Source organism: Mycobacterium sp. SMC-16 (assembly GCF_046250085.1).
Taxonomy (GTDB): Bacteria; Actinomycetota; Actinomycetes; order Mycobacteriales; family Mycobacteriaceae; genus Mycobacterium; species Mycobacterium phocaicum.
In genome coordinates this window covers 4,243,678-4,260,980 of record NZ_CP176427.1, presented here as the reverse complement: position 1 = coordinate 4,260,980, position 17,303 = coordinate 4,243,678, and the positions used below count along the sequence as shown (strand labels likewise).

Here is a 17,303-nt window from a genome sequence, read left to right as displayed (position 1 = left end):
GCACGACCTTGGAGATCAAAGAGTACCTGCGGATATTCGGCCGGTACTGGTGGGCGATCGTGGCGCTGACGGTTGTCGGAGGTGTCGCGGGCTGGTCGTGGTGGGAATTCGGTGATCGCGAATACCAGTCCAGCGCGACGCTTTTCGTGGCGACCCAGAACGGCACGTCGGTCACCGAGGCCTACCAGAACAACCTGTTCTCCCAGGACCGCGTGAACTCCTACGCCACCCTCGCCATGAGCGAGCAGGTGGCTGCCCGCGCGGTGGACCAGCTGAAGGCGACCATCTCGGCGGGCGAACTGCGGGCCAAGGTCACCGCCGTCCCGCTGCCGAAGACCGTGTTGCTGCAGGTGTCGGTCACCGACAAGGACCCGGGCCAGGCGCAGACCTACGCCAGCGCGGTGGCCGATCAGCTCGCCGGCCTGGTGGGGGAGGTGGAGACGTCCCGCCGTGGCGGCAGCCCCGCCGCGGGCGCCATCGTCGTGGACGAGGCCGGCTATCCGACCAAGCCCCTGGGCTATTCGATGGTCACCCGCATCGGGATGGGGCTGGCCGGTGGCCTCGTCCTCGGCCTGCTGGCGGCCATCGTGCTCGGCATCATCGACCGCCGCGTGCGCGGCCGCGACCGCGTGGCCGACGCCAGTGGTTCGCTGCTCATGGGCGCGCTGCCCGCGGACTCGGCCCGCAGCCATGCGCCGGTGGTCGACCTGACCGCCGAGGGTGCCTATCCGGAGGCGCTGCGCGAGCTCCGCAACAATTTGCGGTTCACCGTGCCGGCAAATCGTGATGAAGCCGCTCGGGTGATCGCGGTAGCCAGTCCGTCGCCGTCCGACGGGCGGACGACGGTGGCGATCGATCTGGCCGCCGTGCTGGCCGAGACCGGCAGAAGCGTGGTGCTGGTGGACGGTGACCTGCGCAACCCGGCGGTGGCGCAGCGCCTGGACCTGACCCCGGCGGCCCGTCAAGGCGCGGCCGACCGCGGCCTGAGCACCGTGCTGGTCGGCGAGAACACCGTCGCCGAGAGCCTGATCCCCGAGGTCTCCGTCGGTCAGCACCGGATCGCGGTGTTGCCCGCGGGCCCCGCGACCACGCGTCCGGGCGAGTTGTGGGCCGGCGACCATACCGAGAGCCTGTTCGCCGACCTGTCCGGCCAGTTCGACTACGTCGTCGTGGATACGCCGCCGCTGGGCAAGTACAACGACGGTGCCGTCGCCGCCGCACTGTCGGACGGGGCTCTGCTGGTCGGCCGCATCCGGCACACGACGAGCAATGCGCTCACGCGTGCCGTGCAGACCCTGAAGTCCGCCAACGCGGTACTGATCGGTTCGGTCGCCACCGACGAACCGGTCGAGTTCAAGCTTCACATCGGCGGGTCCGACGGCCCCAAGTCCGGTGGCGGCAAGAGCAAGAAGGCGGCGCCCAAGGCCGCCGCCAAGGCTGCATCGCAGCCCGAGGCCAAGACGGCGGCGCACCAGAAGCCGTGATGCGTCAGGTTGAGTTGCGGCGCACGGTACTGGCACTGGCTGCAGTGCTGGTCACCGTCGCTGCGTGCGGCCAGTCGGGTCCGGTGCCGCCACGGCCGGGTGACGACGTGCGTCCCACCCGGGACCTCACCCCGATGTTTCCGGGGGCCGAGGCACTCCCGCCGCCCGACCTCACCGACGACGGCCCGGGTTCCCTGGTCGAGCTGAAGCCCGTCAAAGGTGACCCCAGCTTCGACGAGGCCGGCGCCACCGCGGCACGCATCGTGTACCGGTCCACGAGCGGCGTGGACGGCCGTCCCATCCAGGTCAGCGGCCTGATCGCGGTGCCCCCGGGCCCGGCGCCCAAGGGCGGCTGGCCCATCATCTCGTTCGGCCACGACACCACCGGGCTGCTGCCCAAGTGCGCGCCGACCCTCGCGCCGCAATTCTGGGGCTACTCGACCGGGATGACGGTGTATCTGCGGCGCGGCTTCGCCATCGTCCTGTCCGACTACCAGGGGCTGGGCATCGACCCGGGCTCCAGTGCCCGGCAGCACTCCATCCTGGATGCGAACAGCCTGGGGAACAGCATCATCGACGCCGCCCGCGCGATCCATCGCGCCGCTCCGTCCACCAGCACCAACTGGGGTGCGCTGGGCGCCGGCGAAGGCGGCCTGGCCGCGTGGGCCGCGGCCGAACGCAACGGGACCTACGGCGCCGGCATGAACATGGTCGGCGCGGTGGCGGTCAACCCGATCGCGGATCTGGCGCCGCTCGCCGACCCGGACCGCACCGCCGCGCTGGCGACCGCCGATCAGTACCGGCTGCAGATCCGGGCGCTGCAGAGCCTGGAAACCATGCAGCCCGACTTCGACCTCGACGCGCACCGCTCGGCGAAACTCAAGGACCAGTGGGACCTGTTGGTCGACTGCGCACCGCGCGACGTCGCGGCCGCCCAACTGGCGCTGAATCAGTTGACTCCCAACGACTTCCAGGCCAAGGATGCGGCCGCTGCGGCAGACCTCAAGCGTCGCCTCGGTGCCGTCGCGTTGCCCAGTCCCGGTGCGGGCCCGAACGATCCGCCGGTGCTGGTGGCGTTCGGCACGGCCGACACCGTCAACCCGGCGGCCGGCGTGCTGACGGCCACCGCGGCCGCGTGTGCCCGCGGCCAGCAGATCGTCGTGATGCGCGGCGTCGGCGACACGGGCCAGATCAACGACCAGACGATGCAGAACGCGCTGGCGTGGCTGCAGGCGCGGTTCGACGGCGAGCGCGTGGCCGATGTCTGTGTGGGGGCGACGTGATCACGCCGGCCGGAGTGCCGCGGGTGCGCGACTACGCGCTGTTCGTCAAGAACAGTTGGGTGCTGGTGTTGGTCACCACCATCGCGAGTGCACTGGTGGGCTGGGCGGGCTGGGAGCACGCCAAGCCCGAATACCGATCCACGGCATCGGTGTTCGTCCGGACCGAGGGCAGCGCATCGCCCCTGGACGCCTACTACGGCGACGCCGGCATGCTCGGCCTGATGGAGACCTACCGAAACCTGGCCACCAGCTCGCAGATCACCGCGCCCATCATCCAGAAGCTTGGCCTGATCGAGTCCGACAAGGAACTCGCCGCCCGGATCGTCATATTGCCAAGTGCCACAGCGATGTTGAACGTCACGGTCACCGGCGGTGACGCCGACCAGACGACGCAGATCGCACACGAGGTCGTCAACGACCTCGTCGCGGTGGGCAACCGGCTGGCTCTGGTCGCCGGTACCAGCGCGACGCTCGTCGTCATCGACGACGCCAGTCCCGCCCAGCGGGTGGGCGGCGTGTGGTCCTACGTGATGACCGGGACGGTCCTGGGTTTCGCACTGTGCGTCATCGCGGTCATCGCGCGGGCGCTGATCTTCGACCGGGTACAGAGTCGCCGCCACCTCGAGCGGGTGATCGGTGACGCGAGCGCCGGGACCTCGGGATGAACTCGCCGTGGCTGCGGCGCGTCGCCGCGGCGGCGCTGCTGGCCGCGGTGTGCCTGACCGCGCCGGCCTGCCAGAGTGACTCGGCACCGAAAAAGGCCGGGCCACCAACGGCTCCGGGGATCGATCTCAAACCTGACACCACCGGCGCCGGCGAGGTGCCCGGGGCGCTGGTGTCGGCGTCGACGTTCCCCACGCTGGACCTGCGGCTGAAATCGGCCGTGTCGCTGGCCGCCCGCATCGGGTACACGTCGACGTCGGGGATCACCGGTGAGCACACCGAGGTGTCGGGCTCGGTCTTCGTGCCGAACGGGACACCGCCGCCGGGCGGCTGGCCGATCATCGTCTTCGGCCACGCGACGTCCGGCGTGCAACGCGACTGCGGACCGTCGGGGTCGTCGACGCTGCAGGGGCTGTCCGCGCCGATCACCACGCTGGTCAAGGCCGGCTACCTGGTGAGCCTGCCGGACTATCAGGGCCTCGGCCCGGGCACCGCCGGCCATCCGTACGCCGATGCCACCACGGTGGGCTACAACGTCATCGACTCCGTGCGCGCGGCGCACAAGCTGGTACCGCAGTCGTCGGACCGCTGGCTGGCCGTCGGGGTGTCCCAGGGCGGCCAAGCCGCCTGGGCCGCAAACGAACTCGCCGCCCGCTACGGCAGCGGGCTGAACCTCGTCGGCACCGTCAGCCTGTCGCCGGCCACCGATCTCACCGGCCTGGCCGCCGGGGCCGCGGCCGGCAGCCTGTCGAAAGAGCAGGGCGCCATCCTGCAGCTCATCCTGGCCGCCCTGGCGACGGAGAACCCGTCCCTGAACCTCGCGGACTATCGCCACGGCGAGATCGTCGAGCACTGGGACGTCCTCGCCTCGTGCCGCACCGAGGACGCGGCGGCGCGGACCGCGGCGATCGACAAGATCACGCCCGACGATCTGCGGCCCGCGACCCCGCAGGCGGAAGCGACGCTGCAGGGCCTGCTGGCCAAGCGCAGCCTGCCCAAGGAGCCGACGTCCGCGCCGATGCTCGTGCTGTACGGCGGCCAGGACACGCTGCTGCCGCCGGACTGGACGAACAAGGCGCTCGCCGCCGCGTGCCGCCTCGGCGACGTCATCGACATCATGTTCCAGCCGACCAAGGGGCACGCCGACATCGACGTGGCGATGTCCTACGACTGGATCAAGGACCGGTTCGGCGGCGTCCCCGCCCAGAACAGTTGTCCGTCATTCAATTCCATGCAGGGAGCAGGACAGTGAACGCGCCGACCTCGGCACCGGTCCGGACCCGGGCCCGCATCATCGGGCTGGACGGCGCCCGCGGGCTGTCGTGCCTGGGCGTCGCCGTCATGCACGTCACGGGGCACTACTCACCGCAGACGGCCTACCACTGGAAGACGAACCTCGTCGGGCTGTCGCTGATCTTCTTCTACGCGCTCAGCGGGTTCCTGCTGTTCCTGCCCTACGTACGCAACCTGATCGAGCAGCGCGAACTGCCCAGCACCGCGAACTTCGCCGTCCACCGCATCGCCCGGATTCTGCCCGGCTACCTGGTCATCTTCCTGCTGTGCAATTACCTGCTGCAGATCGTCTACATCGAGAACGCGTCGCTGCAGCCGACGCGCACCGAAGACGGCACCGGCATGATCACCGACCCGTGGCAGTTGATCGCCAACCTGACGCTGATGCAGTCGTACATCCCGAAGTACTTCCAGACCGGCCTGAACCCGTCGTGGTCGCTGACGCTGGAATACGCCTTCTACCTTTCGATCCCGCTGCTGGGCATGCTGCTGTTCGCTCTCGCCCGGCGATCGAACCTGCGGCCGTGGGTCATCGTGTCCCTCGGCCCGGCGCTGCTGATCGCGCTCGGCTTCATCGGCCGGGCCTTCGTGCCGTGGATGATCTCGGCGTTGCACCTGACCGATCCGACGGAGATCAACTGGGGCGCCAACTGGGTTGCGGTCTACACCAAGACCTTCCTGACCAACTCCGACACCTTCGCGTTCGGCATGGCCGCCGCGGTGCTGGTCGTGGCCATGGAGCACAACGCGATTCGCGAGAAGCTCAGCCGGCGCGTCCGGCTGTACAGCTTCCTGGCGATGTTCCCCGCGGGCGTGGTCATGCTCGGCCTGATCGCCCTGGCCAACCCGTACGCCACGTCGGCGCTGGCCGTGCTGTGCGCGCTGGGCATCCTGGTGATCGTCGCGCCGCTGTTCCGCGGCGAGCGGTCCGGGCTGGCCGAGCTGCTCGACACCGCGCCCTTCCGGTTCGTCGGCAAGGTCTCGTTGTCGGCGTATCTTTGGCATTTCCCCCTCATGCTGCTGCTGGGCCGCTGGGGCCTGATGGCCGGCGACACCGTGCCCGGCATGCTGCGCAACGTGGCGCTCGTCCTGGCGGTGACACTGGTGGTCTCGGCCGTCACGTACTACGCAGTGGAAGAGCCCGTCATGAAATTCGCCAAGCGGTACCGCACCAGGTGGTCCTGAATGCGCCGTGCGATCCAGTGGGGCGCCGCGCTCGCGGCAGTGCTCCTGATCGCGGCGTCGTTGCCGGTGATGTGGCAGGTCGGCAGCTGGGCCCTGGACAAGCTGCGGCACGGCGATGCCGGCGACCCGGTGCCGATCCGCACGGCCGATCTCACGGGGTCGGGCCCGGGCAGCCTGATCAGCGCCATGACGATGCCGGCGCTGACCAACTCGGTGGAGGGCAAGGATTTACAGGCCGCCCGGGTGGTCTACCGATCCACCTCCGGTGACACCGATGCGCCGACGGTGGTGTCGGGATCGGTGTTCACGCCACGGGGCCAGGCGCCCGACGGCGGCTGGCCGGTGATCGCGCTGGCCCACGGCACGACCGGCATCGACTACCCGTGCGCGCCGTCGCTGTCGGCGAATCTCCTCGGCAACGTGGTCTTCGTGCAGGGCTTCGTCAACCTCGGTTTCGCCGTCGCCCTCGCCGACTACCAGGGCCTGGGCGCACCTGGTGTCCACCCCTACACCGACAACCGCACGGCGGGCCGCAACGTCATCGACTCGGTGCGCGCCCTGCGCCACACGTTCCGCGACATTTCCAACCGCTGGGCGGTGTTCGGCGGTTCGCAGGGCGGCGGCGCGGCCTGGGCCGCCGACGAACAGGCGCGCACCTACGCGCCCGAACTCGACCTGATCGGCGCGGCCGCCAGCGTGCCGTCGGCCGACGTGGCGGGCATCGTCGACAAGGCCGGCATCTTCGATCAGGGCAAGGCCGGCACCATGACCAAGGACCAGGAGGCGGCGTTCCAGGCGATCGTCGAGTCACTGGCCCGGCTGCATCCCGACCTGAACCGCGACGACTACCGCCGGGGCGCGGCGGCCAGGTACTGGAAGGTGCTGTCGGCGTGCTCGGGGCCCGACGTCGCGTACCGCGCCACCGCCATCGACGCGATCGGACCGACCGACCTGGCACCGGTCGATGCGGCGGCCGCCGACCGACTGCGTCGGTACCTGCAGGACTGGGCCCTGCCGCAGCAGCCGCTGTCGGCCCCCATGTCGGTGGTCTACGGCGGCAAGGACACGTTCCTCGACCCGGAATGGACCAAGGCCGCCATCGCCCGCGCATGTTCGCTGGGCGGTACGGTGGTCTGGAATTTCCAGCCGGACGGTGGACACGGCGATATTGACGGGCCGGGTCAATTGCGGTGGCTGGCAGAACGATTCAGGGGAGGCGAGGCGGTCAATGACTGTCCTGCGCAGGGGACCACGTAATCCCGACGGCGACAGCCCGATTCATCAGCAGTTGCTGATCGAGGCGAAATGCATCGTGAAGCGACTCATCGCGCCCCGCGGCACCGCGGTCGGCGAACCCGAGCGGCCGTATCTGATCCTGCCGATCCTGGGGCAGTCCAACGCGTTCGGCATGGGGCTGCCGGTCGAGCCCGACGGGTTGGACCGCCCCCACCCGCTGGTGCACCAGTGGGCCATGTGCGGGCCCTCCAAAGGCACCGCGGTGCTGGCGACGCAACCCCTGCTGCACGAAATACCTTGCAAATACGTCGGTTTCGGCCCAACCTTCGCTAAGCAACTCGCCGACGACACCGGACGCCCGGTGCTGCTGATCCCCGGTGCCCGTGGCGACACCTCGTTCACGCCGAAGAACGGGCACACGTGGGATCCGGCCGACCGCAAGACCCGGGTGAACCTGTACCGGCGGGCCGTGGCGGCCATCGACGCGGCGCTGGCGCGGTTTCCCGGCAGTGAGATCGCCGCGGTGCTCTGGCACCAGGGGGAGACCGACGTGCCGCTGATCTCCGGCGCGCAGTACCAGGCCAAGCTCGACTCGCTGATCGGGGACCTGCGCGCGCGGTACGGCGAGAGCCTGCCGTTCGTCCTGGGGCAGATGGTGCCCGAGGAGATGGAGCTGAGCGGCAAGCCCTACGCCGCGATCGACGCCGTGCACGCCGATACCCCGAACCGGTGGCCGCTCTGCACCTTCGTGCCCGGCCCGCGCGATTCGTACAACAGTCCCGACGATCGCCACTACAGCGCTGCCGGGCAGCGCGAGTTGGGTCGCCGGATGTGGCAGCAGTACCGCGAGATGTGCGCCGAACAACTGGCGGACTATGGCGCGCGGTGAACTCGGCCGGGTCATCCGCCGTGTCATCGGTGTGGTCACGATCGTCGTGCTCGTCGATGTCGGGCTGGCCGGGCTGGTGCTGTTCGCGGGCGCCAAGTCCGATCAGCTCCAGCGGGCCGACGCGATCATCGTGCTGGCCGGCGAACACGACGGCCGCGAACAGTACGGGCTGAGCCTGGCCCGGCAGGGCTGGGCCCGCACCGTGGTGCTGTCCAACCCGTACGTGCCGGGCGACCCTCAGATGAAGAGCGCCTGCGCGCCGGCCACCGACATCGAGGTGATCTGCCGCAAGCCGGAGATCCTGACGACCCGCGGCGAGGCCATGATGATGCGCCAACTCTCCGAGGGCCGATCCTGGCACCGGATCATCGTCGTCAGCTGGCGGTACCACCTGCCGCGCGCCCGCCTGATCTTCCGGCAGTGCTATTCCCCGGACCACGGTTCGGTTGTCGCGGTGGCTTTGCCCAGGGACTATGACTTCTCGCCCGTCGGGTGGGAGCTGACGTTCTTCTATCAGTTTGCCGGGTTCGCTAAGGCCGCGCTGCAGGGTCGCTGCGGTTGACCTGCCTATTTTTCTGATCGGTGGTATTTTCGAGCAAACGATGCGATAGTAGTCGCAGTTCGCTGAGCGGGGGCTATAGCGAACAGCCAGCAAATGGGAGGGAGTACGCGTCAGTGTCAGTGGCAGAAGAACTCTACGTTCCCGAGGCTTCTCCCGCGCGTCCCGTACGGGCCGTCGCGCCTTTAGCTGACCGGGCCTGGCAGACGCGTTACCGCTGGTGCCTCATCGCATTCGATCTGGTCGTGGTCGTGTTGGCCCTGGCGAGTGCCCAGTTCGTCAAGCTCGGTACACCCGACGCCTCCCTGGAATTCACTTCGACGTATCTGCACGTCTTCTCGTACTACTCGGTCCTCTCGCTGTTCGTCGCCGTGATCTGGCTGGCCATGCTGGCCGCATACCGCACCCGATCGCCGCGCATCGTCGGCGCCGGCGTCGAGGAGTACCGCCGGGTCTTCTCCGCGACGCTGGCCACCGTCGGCATCATCGCCGTCGCACTGATGATCTTCCGCCCTGAGTACGCTCGCGGCTACTTGGCCGTCGCGCTGCCGCTCGGCCTCGTCGGCCTCGTCGTGGGCCGGACCATCTGCCGCCGGGTGCTCGCCCGGCTGCGCCGGCGCAACAAATGCGTCGCCAACGTGCTGGCGGTCGGTGACCCGCGCGCCGTGAGCAACCTGGTGCAGTCCCTGCACCGCGAATGGTGGTACGGCTACTCGGTCCGCGGCGTCTGCCTCACCGGACGGCCCGCCGGCGGCACCTTCGAGGTGGCTGGGGTCGGCGAGTTGCCGGTGCTCGGCAACGAGACCCAGGTGTCCGACGCCATCACCCAGGCCGCCTTCGACGCCGTCGCACTGACCACGACCGACCACCTCGGGCCCGAGGGAGTGCGCGAACTGTCGTGGGAGCTCGACAAGCTGGGCATGGACATGGTCGTGTCCCCGAGCGTCATCGACGTCGCCGGCCCCCGGCTCACCATGCGTCCCGTCGCCGGTCTGCCGCTGATCCACGTGGAGCGTCCGCAGTACAGCGGGACCAAGAAACTCCAGAAGCGCGCCTTCGACGTGTTCGTCGCGCTGTTCGCGCTCACCGTGACCTCGCCGCTGATGGTGTTGTCGGCCATCGCGATCAAGCTCACCAGCCGTGGTCCGGTCTTCTACCGCTCCGAGCGAATCGGCTTGGACGGCAAGCCGTTCCAGATGACGAAGTTCCGCACCATGGTGCAGGGCGCCGACCGCATGGTCGACGACCTGATCAGCCTGGACCTCAACGAGAGCGGCAGCGGCGTGCTGTTCAAGATTCACGAGGACCCGCGCGTCACGCTGGTCGGAAAGTACCTGCGGCGCTACAGCATCGACGAACTGCCGCAGTTCTTCAACGTGCTGCGCCGCGACATGAGCGTCGTCGGGCCGCGCCCGCCGCTGCGCCGTGAATTCGACACGTACAACGAGCAGGTGCGCCGTCGGCTGCTGGTGCTCCCCGGCATCACGGGGCTGTGGCAGGTGAGCGGCCGGGCCGACCTGTCGTGGGAGGACTCGGTACGGCTCGACCTGTCGTACGTCGAGAACTGGTCCATCACCAACGATCTGCTGATCGCGGCCAAGACCTTCCGCACCATCATCGGCGGTTCTGGCGCCTACTGACTCCGGACGGGCGACCGTCGGTGAATAATCCCCTTTGATGCGTAAAGCCCTGCCGTGGATAGTGGTGGCCGTCCTGGTCGTCGGTGGTCTGACGGCCGCGACCTACCTGCGACCGCTGGCGCTGATCGGGACCTCGAAGGTCCTCGACATGTTCATTCCGCTCTCGGGCGCGCCGGAGCCGATCGGTTCGGCCGATCTCGCCGGCTCCGGCCCGGGCAGCCTGCTGTCGGCGACGACCATGCCGGGCGTCACCAGCACCTTCACCGGGCAGGGGATTCGTGCGGCCCGCGTGGTGTATCACTCCACCTCGGGTGACACCGGCGCGCCGACCGTCGTCTCGGGCGCGGTGCTCACGCCGCTGGGCCAGGCGCCCAAGGGCGGCTGGCCGGTGGTGGCGCTCGGGCACGGCACCCTGGGCATTGACAACAACTGCGGGCCGTCGCTGTCGCCGACCTTGATGAACCTGCTGCCCATCGCGAAAGTCGTGATCAATCTCGGGTACGCCGTCGCGCTGGCCGACTATCAGGGGCTGGGCGTCAAGGGTGTGCACCCGTACTCCGACGCCCGCACCGCGGGCCTCAACATGATCGACGCCGTCCGCGCGGCACGGCACGTGTTCGGTGACATCTCCACGACGTGGGCGGCGTTCGGCGATTCGCAGGGTGGCGCGGCGGCCTGGGCCGCCGACGAGCAGGCCGAGCCCTATGCCCCGGAACTGAACTTGGTGGGTGCGGTCGCCGTGGCGCCCGCCGCCGATATCAGCGGTCTGGTGGCGAAATCGCAGACCGGCACGTTGACCAGTGAGCAGCGGCCGGTGCTGCAGGCGCTGATCGAATCGCTGGCCCGGCTGCACCCCGATCTGAACCGTGATGAATACCGGCACGGCGGTGCGTCCCGCTACTGGAACGTGCTGACGGACTGCAGCGCCGGTGCGGCCTACAAGCGTGCCGTCGCCGCCGGACAACTCGGGCCGCGCGACTTCCTCCCGGTGTCGCCGGATGCGGCCCAGCGACTGCAGAATCTCTTGCAGGCGTGGGCAATTCCGCAGCGCCGGCTGACCGCGCCGCTGTACGTCTGGTACGGCGGTCAGGATCCGTTCATCGATTCGGTCTGGACGAAGGCGGCCATCGGGCGGGCCTGTTCGCTCGGTGGCACGGTGACGACAGAGTTCGACCCGAAGGGCGGCCACAATCCGCCCGCGGCACAGGAGATGCTCGACTGGATGGCGGATCGGTTCGCCGGGAAGAAGGTAACCAATGACTGCTGAGCTGCTGCCGCTGGACGCCGCGGCGATCCAGGCGTCCGTCGGTGACGGCTGGCGCGTCGAGGTGGTGGCCGAAACCGGTTCCACCAATGCCGATCTGGCGGCGCGGGCCCAGTCCGGCGAGAACGTGGCGGGCGTGGCGCTGTTCACCGAGGACCAGACCGCGGGCCGGGGACGCCAGGGCCGCAGCTGGACGGCGGTGCCGCGGTCGCAGATTCTGATGTCGATCGGGGTGGACACCACCGACGTGCCGAGCGAGACGTGGGGCCTGCTGTCGCTGGCGGCGGGGGTGGCTGTCGTCGAGGCCGTCGCCGAGGTGGCCGGCGTGCAGGCCGCGCTCAAGTGGCCCAACGATGTTCTGGTGGGCACCGGCAAGCTCGCCGGCATTCTCGCCGAGGTCGCGGCCCCGGCCGGCGGGTCGCCCGTCATCGTCGTCGGTATCGGTCTGAACGTGTCGCTCGCCGCCGCCGAACTGCCCGACCCGGTGGCCGTGTCCCTGCTGAGTATCGGTGTCGCGCAACCGGATCGGCAGCGGCTGGCCGTGGCGCTGCTGAACCGTCTGCACGCCCGCATCGCCGAGTGGCGCGTGGGTGGCAACGTCGAGCTGCTGGCCATCTACCGCAAGCACAGCGCCACTCTCGGGCAGTCGGTGCGGGCCGAGTTGCCCGGCGGGCGTGAGGTGGTCGGGCGGGCGACCGAGATCGATGCCGGTGGTGCGCTGGTGATCGATTCGGCCGACGGCGCGGTCGCCGTCTCGGCGGGCGACGTCGTCCATTTGCGTCCCGCCGCCGGCTGAGCACCGCCTAGAGTCTGGGTATGGGTTACCCGGACAACGTGCTGGCAGCCGACGAACATGTTGTGCTGCATCGGCACCCGCACTGGAAGCGACTGATCGGGCCGGTGCTGGTACTGCTGGTCGCGACGGCGCTGGCCGCGTTCCTCGCGGCAGTGGTCAATCACACCAACTGGGATTCGAACGCCAAGAACATCATCTTCGCGGTGATCGGCGTGGTCTGGCTGGTGGTGATCGGCTGGCTCACCGTCTGGCCGTTCCTGACCTGGCGCTCAACGCATTTCGTGATCACCGACCGGCGGGTGATGTTCCGGCGCGGTGTGCTGACGCGGTCGGGTATCGACATTCCGCTGGCGCGCATCAACAGCGTGGAGTTCCGGCACCAGCTACTGGACCGGATACTGCGCACCGGCACGCTGATCATCGAGTCGGCATCGCAGGATCCCCTGGAATTCCATGACATTCCGCGGGTGGAGCAGGTCCATTCGCTGCTGTATCACGAAGTCTTCGACACCTTGGGTTCCGAGGAGTCGCCCAGCTGAGGGTCGTCGCCGAGTTCGTCGTAGGCCTCGGCGAAACCACCGGCGGTGATCGTCGCCTCGAGCGTCATGTCGGGTGCGTGCTTGGCCATCTCGTCGGGGAACACCCAGCGCCGGAACGCCCAGAACCGGAACGCCATCTGCAGCAGGTTGCCGATGATGTACGCCGACACGAAGTCGGCGATGTTCTCGATGGTCAGCGACACGTTGGGTTGCCGCAGCTGCAGCACGTAACTGGACACCCACAGCGGGGCCATGCTCAGCAGCACGCCGACGCCACTGACGGCGAAGAACAGCAGTGCCTCGTGGTGACGCAGGCGGCCACCGCGGTTCTGGAAGCTCCATTCGCGGTTCAGCACGTACGACGCGATGACCGCGACGATGCCCGCGATGATCTTGGCGGTGACGGGCTTCGGTTCGAGCACGGTGAGCTTGAGGGTGTAGAAGATGCCCGAGTCGATGACGAACGTGGTGGCGCCGACGATGGCGAACTTGATGAGCTCGTGATGCCGCTCGGCAAACGGCCGAATCACTCGCGGGAGCCGCGCAATCGTGGCCTCGGTGAACGACATAAGCGGCCAGTTTACGGAAAGTACCTGCATTTCACGTACCCGTGCAGGTAGCGGGCGGTAGCTAGTCGGCATAGGCAGATTCGGGGGACACCCGCGGTGCGTGACAAACTAGGCGCCGTGACGCAACCCCCCGTCGTGGCAATGATCGGTGGCGGCCAGTTGGCCCGCATGACCCACCAGGCCGCCATCGCGCTCGGTCAGACCCTGCGGGTCCTGGCGGTTTCCGCCGACGAGCCGGCCGCCCAGGTGAGCCCCGCGGTGGTGCTGGGCTCGCACACCGACCTCGAGGCGCTGCGCCAGGTGGCCGCCGGTGCGTCGGCCCTGACGTTCGATCACGAGCACGTGCCGACCGAGCTGCTGCAGACCCTGGTCGCGGACGGCGTCAACGTGGCCCCGCCGCCGTCGGCGCTGGTGCACGCCCAGGACAAGCTGGTGATGCGCCGCCGGCTGGCCGAACTCGGCGCTCCGGTGCCGCGCTACCGCGAGGTGGCGTCGACCGCTGATCTCGATGCCATCGACGAGCTCGCCGCTGAAACCGGTGGTGCGCTGGTCGTGAAGGCGAGCCGGGGCGGTTACGACGGCAAGGGCGTCACCCTGACCGACGACGTGGCACAGGCCCGCGCTGCCGCCGAGGGCTACCTGGCCGCCGGCGTGGCGGTGCTGGTGGAGGAGAAGGTCGCCATGCGCCGCGAGCTGGCCGCGCTCGTCGCGCGCTCGCCGTTCGGGCAGGGCGCGGCGTGGCCCGTCGTGCACACCGTGCAGGAGGACGGCATCTGCGTCGAGGTGATCGCGCCGGCGCCGCAGCTGCACGCCGCGGTGGCGACGGCGGCCGAACAGCTCGCGCTGCGGATCGCCGATGAGCTCGGTGTGGTCGGCGTGCTGGCGGTCGAGCTCTTCGAGACGGTCGACGGTGACCTGGTGGTCAACGAGCTGGCCATGCGGCCGCACAACTCCGGGCACTGGAGCATGGACGGCGCGACGACGAGCCAGTTCGAGCAGCATCTGCGCGCGGTCCTGGACTACCCGCTGGGGTCGACGGCACCGCTGGCGCCCGTGACGGTGATGGCGAACGTGCTGGGCGCGCCGACGCAACCCGAGATGACCATGGACGAGCGCCTGCACCACCTGTTCGGCCGGCTGCCCGAGGCCCGGGTGCACCTGTACGGCAAGGGGGAGCGGCCGGGCCGGAAGATCGGCCACGTCAACATCGTCGGCGCGCCGGGCGGCTCGCTCGACGACGAGGACTACGTGGCCGACGTGCGCGAGCGCGCCGTCCGGGCCGCGCATTGGTTGTCGCACGCTGAGTGGACCGACGGATGGAGTGGACATGAGTGAACGCGCGGGAGGCCCCCGGGTCGGCCTGATCATGGGCAGTGACAGCGACTGGTCGGTGATGGAGGACGCGGCCACCGCGCTCGCCGAGTTCGAGGTGCCGTTCGAGGTCGGCGTGGTGTCGGCGCACCGCACGCCGCAGCGCATGCTCGACTACGCCAAGTCCGCCGCGGACCGCGGCGTCGAGGTGATCATCGCCGGCGCCGGTGGCGCCGCGCACCTGCCCGGCATGGTGGCGTCGGCCACTCCGCTGCCGGTGATCGGGGTTCCGGTGCCGCTGGCCCGCCTCGACGGCATGGACTCGTTGCTGTCGATCGTGCAGATGCCCGCCGGCGTGCCGGTGGCCACGGTGTCGATCGGCGGCGCGCGCAACGCGGGCCTGCTGGCGGTACGCATCCTGGGGTCGGCCGATGCCGCGCTGCGGGCCCGGATGCAGCGCTTCCAGGCGGACCTGGAGCAGATGGTGCTCGACAAGGACGAGGCGCTACGGAATCGGTTGCTGGGCAAGTAAGCTCACGATCGATGAAATCTTCATTCGCGCGGTACCGCAGCGTCGGCCACAAACTCGTCACGGGATTCATGGAGCCGGAGGTGCTCCTGGTCGCCGGTGCGCTGGACGAGGCCCAGCGGGCCAGGTCCGTCGGCGGCGCGGTCGCCGAGATCGGCGTGCACCACGGCAAGCTGTTCATCGGCCTGAACCTGCTGCAGCGGGACGACGAAAAGTCCGTTGCCATCGACATTTTCGGCGACCAGGACCTCAACATCGACGGTTCCGGGGCCGGTGATCTGGCGAAGTTCACCAGCAACGTCGACGTCTGGTCGTCCATGGACAGCGTGGTGATCCACCAGGGTGACTCCACGAAGCTGACCCCCGAGGTGCTGCTGGAGGAGGCCGGCGGGCCCGTCCGGTTCTTCAGCGTCGACGGTGGCCACACCGAGGAGATCGTCTACAGCGACATGCAGCTGGCCGAGGCGACCCTGGCCGACGGCGGCATCGTCATCGCCGACGACGTCTTCAACGAGTTCTGGCCCGGCGTGGCGGTGGGCACGCTCAAGTATCTCGATGACGGCGCCGGCCTGGCCCCGTTCGCGATCGGCTTCAACAAGGTGTTCTTCACCCAGCCGGAGTTCTGCGACTACTACCAGGCCGAACTCGAATCGGCGGCACACCGCTCGGCCCGCATCCAGCACACCACCTCGGTTTTCGCCGGGCACCCGGTGCTGCTGCTGGGCCCCGTGACGGCCGTCGACGTGCTGCGCCGCAGCGAGACGTTGCGCACCGTCTATCACCGCACTTACCGCGAGCTGGTCCGTGGGCTGCAGAAGGTGTCGGGTCAGGGGCGGTAAAGTTACCGGCGAGTAGCACCCCGCATCTCGCCACATGGGCAGGCAAGGAGCCATCAATGTCTATCGGTAACCCGTCATTCGATCTGTTTCAGCTGCCGGAAGAGCATCAGGAGCTGCGTGCCGCCATCCGGGCCCTGGCCGAGAAGGAGATCGCCCCGTTTGCCGCCGAGGTCGACGAGCAGGCCCGGTTCCCGCAGGAGGCCAGTGACGCGCTGACCGCGTCCGGTTTCAACGCCGTGCACGTGCCCGAGGAGTTCGGCGGCCAGGGCGCGGACTCGGTGGCCGCCTGCATCGTCATCGAGGAAGTGGCCCGGGTCGACGTGTCGGCGTCGCTGATCCCCGCGGTCAACAAGCTCGGCACCATGGGCCTGATCCTGAACGGCTCCGACGATCTCAAGCGCAAGGTGCTGCCCGATTTGGTTGATGGCGCGCTTGCTTCTTATGCGCTGTCTGAGCGGGAGGCCGGCAGCGATGCCGCAGCGATGCGCACGCGCGCCAAGGCCGACGGTGACGACTGGATCCTCAACGGCGCCAAGGCGTGGATCACCAACGGTGGCAAGTCGAGCTGGTACACCGTGATGGCCGTGACCGACCCCGACAAGGGCGCCAACGGCATTTCGGCGTTCATGGTGCACATCGACGACGAGGGCTTCTCCATCGGCCCCAAGGAGCGCAAGCTCGGCATCAAGGGTTCGCCGACCACCGAGCTGTACTTCGAGAACTGCCGCATCCCGGGTGACCGCATCATCGGCGAGCCGGGCACGGGCTTCAAGACCGCGCTGGCGACGCTGGATCACACCCGTCCGACCATCGGTGCACAGGCCGTCGGTGTGGCGCAGGGTGCACTGGACGCCGCGATCGCCTACACCAAGGACCGCAAGCAGTTCGGCAAGGCGATCAGCCAGTTCCAGGGTGTCGAGTTCATGATCGCGGACATGGCGATGAAGACCGAGGCGGCCCGCCTGATGGTCTACAACGCCGCGGCCCGCGCCGAGCGTGGTGAGGGCAACCTGGGCTTCATCTCGGCGGCGTCGAAGTGTTTCGCCTCGGATGTGGCGATGGAGGTGACCACCAACGCCGTGCAGTTGTTCGGCGGTGCCGGTTACACCGTGGACTTCCCGGTGGAGCGCATGATGCGCGATGCCAAGATCACCCAGATCTACGAGGGCACCAACCAGATTCAGCGGGTCGTGATGTCCCGCGCCCTGCTGCGCTGACGTCAGG

General features: G+C 68.9%; 17 protein-coding genes. 16 read left to right on the top strand and 1 reads right to left on the bottom strand.

Annotation, left to right across the window (positions count from 1 at the left end; all coding sequences use genetic code 11):
• Window positions 1–8 precede the first annotated feature (8 nt).
• The 12 genes from ACJEIK_RS20620 (at window position 9) to ACJEIK_RS20565 (ending at window position 12,831) form a co-directional block, all read left to right on the top strand.
• On the top strand, window positions 9–1,484 hold the full coding sequence (locus ACJEIK_RS20620) for a polysaccharide biosynthesis tyrosine autokinase (protein WP_064858291.1): 1,476 nt from the start codon (window positions 9–11) through the stop codon (window positions 1,482–1,484).
• Window positions 1,484–2,767, top strand: coding sequence for a lipase family protein (locus tag ACJEIK_RS20615; protein WP_131808698.1), 1,284 nt, complete (start codon window positions 1,484–1,486; stop codon window positions 2,765–2,767). The genes ACJEIK_RS20620 and ACJEIK_RS20615 overlap by 1 nt, the downstream gene beginning before the upstream one ends.
• Window positions 2,764–3,432, top strand: a complete 669-nt coding sequence (locus tag ACJEIK_RS20610; protein WP_167837886.1) for a YveK family protein — start codon at window positions 2,764–2,766, stop codon at window positions 3,430–3,432. The genes ACJEIK_RS20615 and ACJEIK_RS20610 overlap by 4 nt, the downstream gene beginning before the upstream one ends.
• Entirely contained in the window at window positions 3,429–4,682 is a 1,254-nt protein-coding gene (locus ACJEIK_RS20605) for an alpha/beta fold hydrolase (RefSeq protein ID WP_135355361.1), read from the top strand. Before ACJEIK_RS20610 ends, ACJEIK_RS20605 begins: the two co-directional genes overlap by 4 nt.
• Window positions 4,679–5,908, top strand: coding sequence for an acyltransferase family protein (locus ACJEIK_RS20600; protein ID WP_064858289.1), 1,230 nt, complete (start codon window positions 4,679–4,681; stop codon window positions 5,906–5,908). Before ACJEIK_RS20605 ends, ACJEIK_RS20600 begins: the two co-directional genes overlap by 4 nt.
• The gene (locus ACJEIK_RS20595) at window positions 5,909–7,165 is read left to right on the top strand and encodes a lipase family protein (protein ID WP_135355360.1); all 1,257 of its coding nucleotides are present in this window, start codon (window positions 5,909–5,911) and stop codon (window positions 7,163–7,165) included.
• Window positions 7,137–8,033: a sialate O-acetylesterase gene (locus ACJEIK_RS20590; protein ID WP_064858287.1), complete on the top strand. Its 897-nt coding sequence runs from the start codon at window positions 7,137–7,139 to the stop codon at window positions 8,031–8,033. The genes ACJEIK_RS20595 and ACJEIK_RS20590 overlap by 29 nt, the downstream gene beginning before the upstream one ends.
• Window positions 8,020–8,595 (top strand): YdcF family protein, encoded by a 576-nt coding sequence (locus ACJEIK_RS20585; protein ID WP_064858286.1) that lies wholly within the window; start codon window positions 8,020–8,022, stop codon window positions 8,593–8,595. Before ACJEIK_RS20590 ends, ACJEIK_RS20585 begins: the two co-directional genes overlap by 14 nt.
• 113 nt (window positions 8,596–8,708) lie before the next feature.
• Window positions 8,709–10,232 (top strand): sugar transferase, encoded by a 1,524-nt coding sequence (locus tag ACJEIK_RS20580; RefSeq protein WP_244602182.1) that lies wholly within the window; start codon window positions 8,709–8,711, stop codon window positions 10,230–10,232.
• Window positions 10,233–10,269: 37 nt separating this feature from the next.
• Entirely contained in the window at window positions 10,270–11,499 is a 1,230-nt protein-coding gene (locus ACJEIK_RS20575; RefSeq protein WP_167837885.1) for a lipase family protein, read from the top strand.
• Entirely contained in the window at window positions 11,489–12,292 is an 804-nt protein-coding gene (locus ACJEIK_RS20570; RefSeq protein WP_135355359.1) for a biotin--[acetyl-CoA-carboxylase] ligase, read from the top strand. Before ACJEIK_RS20575 ends, ACJEIK_RS20570 begins: the two co-directional genes overlap by 11 nt.
• 20 nt (window positions 12,293–12,312) lie before the next feature.
• The gene (locus ACJEIK_RS20565; RefSeq protein ID WP_064858282.1) at window positions 12,313–12,831 is read left to right on the top strand and encodes a PH domain-containing protein; all 519 of its coding nucleotides are present in this window, start codon (window positions 12,313–12,315) and stop codon (window positions 12,829–12,831) included.
• Here the strand turns inward: ACJEIK_RS20565 and ACJEIK_RS20560 are convergent.
• Complete coding sequence (locus ACJEIK_RS20560) at window positions 12,786–13,400, bottom strand: GtrA family protein (protein WP_064858281.1); 615 nt, start codon at window positions 13,398–13,400, stop codon at window positions 12,786–12,788. The genes ACJEIK_RS20565 and ACJEIK_RS20560 overlap by 46 nt on opposite strands.
• Before the next feature lie 141 nt (window positions 13,401–13,541).
• On the opposite strand from ACJEIK_RS20560, the gene ACJEIK_RS20555 reads away from it, so the two are divergent.
• Genes ACJEIK_RS20555 through ACJEIK_RS20540 form a run of 4 tightly spaced genes read left to right on the top strand, consistent with a single transcriptional unit; the run spans window position 13,542 to window position 17,296 of the window.
• The gene (locus ACJEIK_RS20555) at window positions 13,542–14,735 is read left to right on the top strand and encodes a 5-(carboxyamino)imidazole ribonucleotide synthase (RefSeq protein ID WP_209840903.1); all 1,194 of its coding nucleotides are present in this window, start codon (window positions 13,542–13,544) and stop codon (window positions 14,733–14,735) included.
• On the top strand, window positions 14,728–15,243 hold the full coding sequence (gene purE, locus ACJEIK_RS20550; RefSeq protein ID WP_061000797.1) for a 5-(carboxyamino)imidazole ribonucleotide mutase: 516 nt from the start codon (window positions 14,728–14,730) through the stop codon (window positions 15,241–15,243). Before ACJEIK_RS20555 ends, purE begins: the two co-directional genes overlap by 8 nt.
• Before the next feature lie 11 nt (window positions 15,244–15,254).
• Window positions 15,255–16,079 (top strand): class I SAM-dependent methyltransferase, encoded by an 825-nt coding sequence (locus ACJEIK_RS20545; protein WP_061000759.1) that lies wholly within the window; start codon window positions 15,255–15,257, stop codon window positions 16,077–16,079.
• A gap of 56 nt (window positions 16,080–16,135) precedes the next feature.
• Window positions 16,136–17,296: an acyl-CoA dehydrogenase gene (locus ACJEIK_RS20540; RefSeq protein ID WP_073696554.1), complete on the top strand. Its 1,161-nt coding sequence runs from the start codon at window positions 16,136–16,138 to the stop codon at window positions 17,294–17,296.
• Window positions 17,297–17,303: the final 7 nt, after the last annotated feature.

Bases quoted from the DNA above. Each gene is read 5' to 3' on its own strand.
- ACJEIK_RS20615 (WP_131808698.1), top strand. From the start codon at position 1,484: ATGCGTCAGGTTGAGTTGCGGCGCACGGTACTGGCACTGGCTGCAGTG.
- ACJEIK_RS20605 (WP_135355361.1), top strand. From the start codon at position 3,429: ATGAACTCGCCGTGGCTGCGGCGCGTCGCCGCGGCGGCGCTGCTGGCC.
- ACJEIK_RS20595 (WP_135355360.1), top strand. From the start codon at position 5,909: ATGCGCCGTGCGATCCAGTGGGGCGCCGCGCTCGCGGCAGTGCTCCTG.
- ACJEIK_RS20590 (WP_064858287.1), top strand. From the start codon at position 7,137: ATGACTGTCCTGCGCAGGGGACCACGTAATCCCGACGGCGACAGCCCG.
- ACJEIK_RS20585 (WP_064858286.1), top strand. From the start codon at position 8,020: ATGGCGCGCGGTGAACTCGGCCGGGTCATCCGCCGTGTCATCGGTGTG.
- ACJEIK_RS20575 (WP_167837885.1), top strand. From the start codon at position 10,270: ATGCGTAAAGCCCTGCCGTGGATAGTGGTGGCCGTCCTGGTCGTCGGT.
- ACJEIK_RS20570 (WP_135355359.1), top strand. From the start codon at position 11,489: ATGACTGCTGAGCTGCTGCCGCTGGACGCCGCGGCGATCCAGGCGTCC.
- ACJEIK_RS20565 (WP_064858282.1), top strand. From the start codon at position 12,313: ATGGGTTACCCGGACAACGTGCTGGCAGCCGACGAACATGTTGTGCTG.
- ACJEIK_RS20560 (WP_064858281.1), bottom strand. From the start codon at position 13,400: ATGTCGTTCACCGAGGCCACGATTGCGCGGCTCCCGCGAGTGATTCGG.
- ACJEIK_RS20555 (WP_209840903.1), top strand. From the start codon at position 13,542: ATGATCGGTGGCGGCCAGTTGGCCCGCATGACCCACCAGGCCGCCATC.
- purE (WP_061000797.1), top strand. From the start codon at position 14,728: ATGAGTGAACGCGCGGGAGGCCCCCGGGTCGGCCTGATCATGGGCAGT.
- ACJEIK_RS20545 (WP_061000759.1), top strand. From the start codon at position 15,255: ATGAAATCTTCATTCGCGCGGTACCGCAGCGTCGGCCACAAACTCGTC.
- ACJEIK_RS20540 (WP_073696554.1), top strand. From the start codon at position 16,136: ATGTCTATCGGTAACCCGTCATTCGATCTGTTTCAGCTGCCGGAAGAG.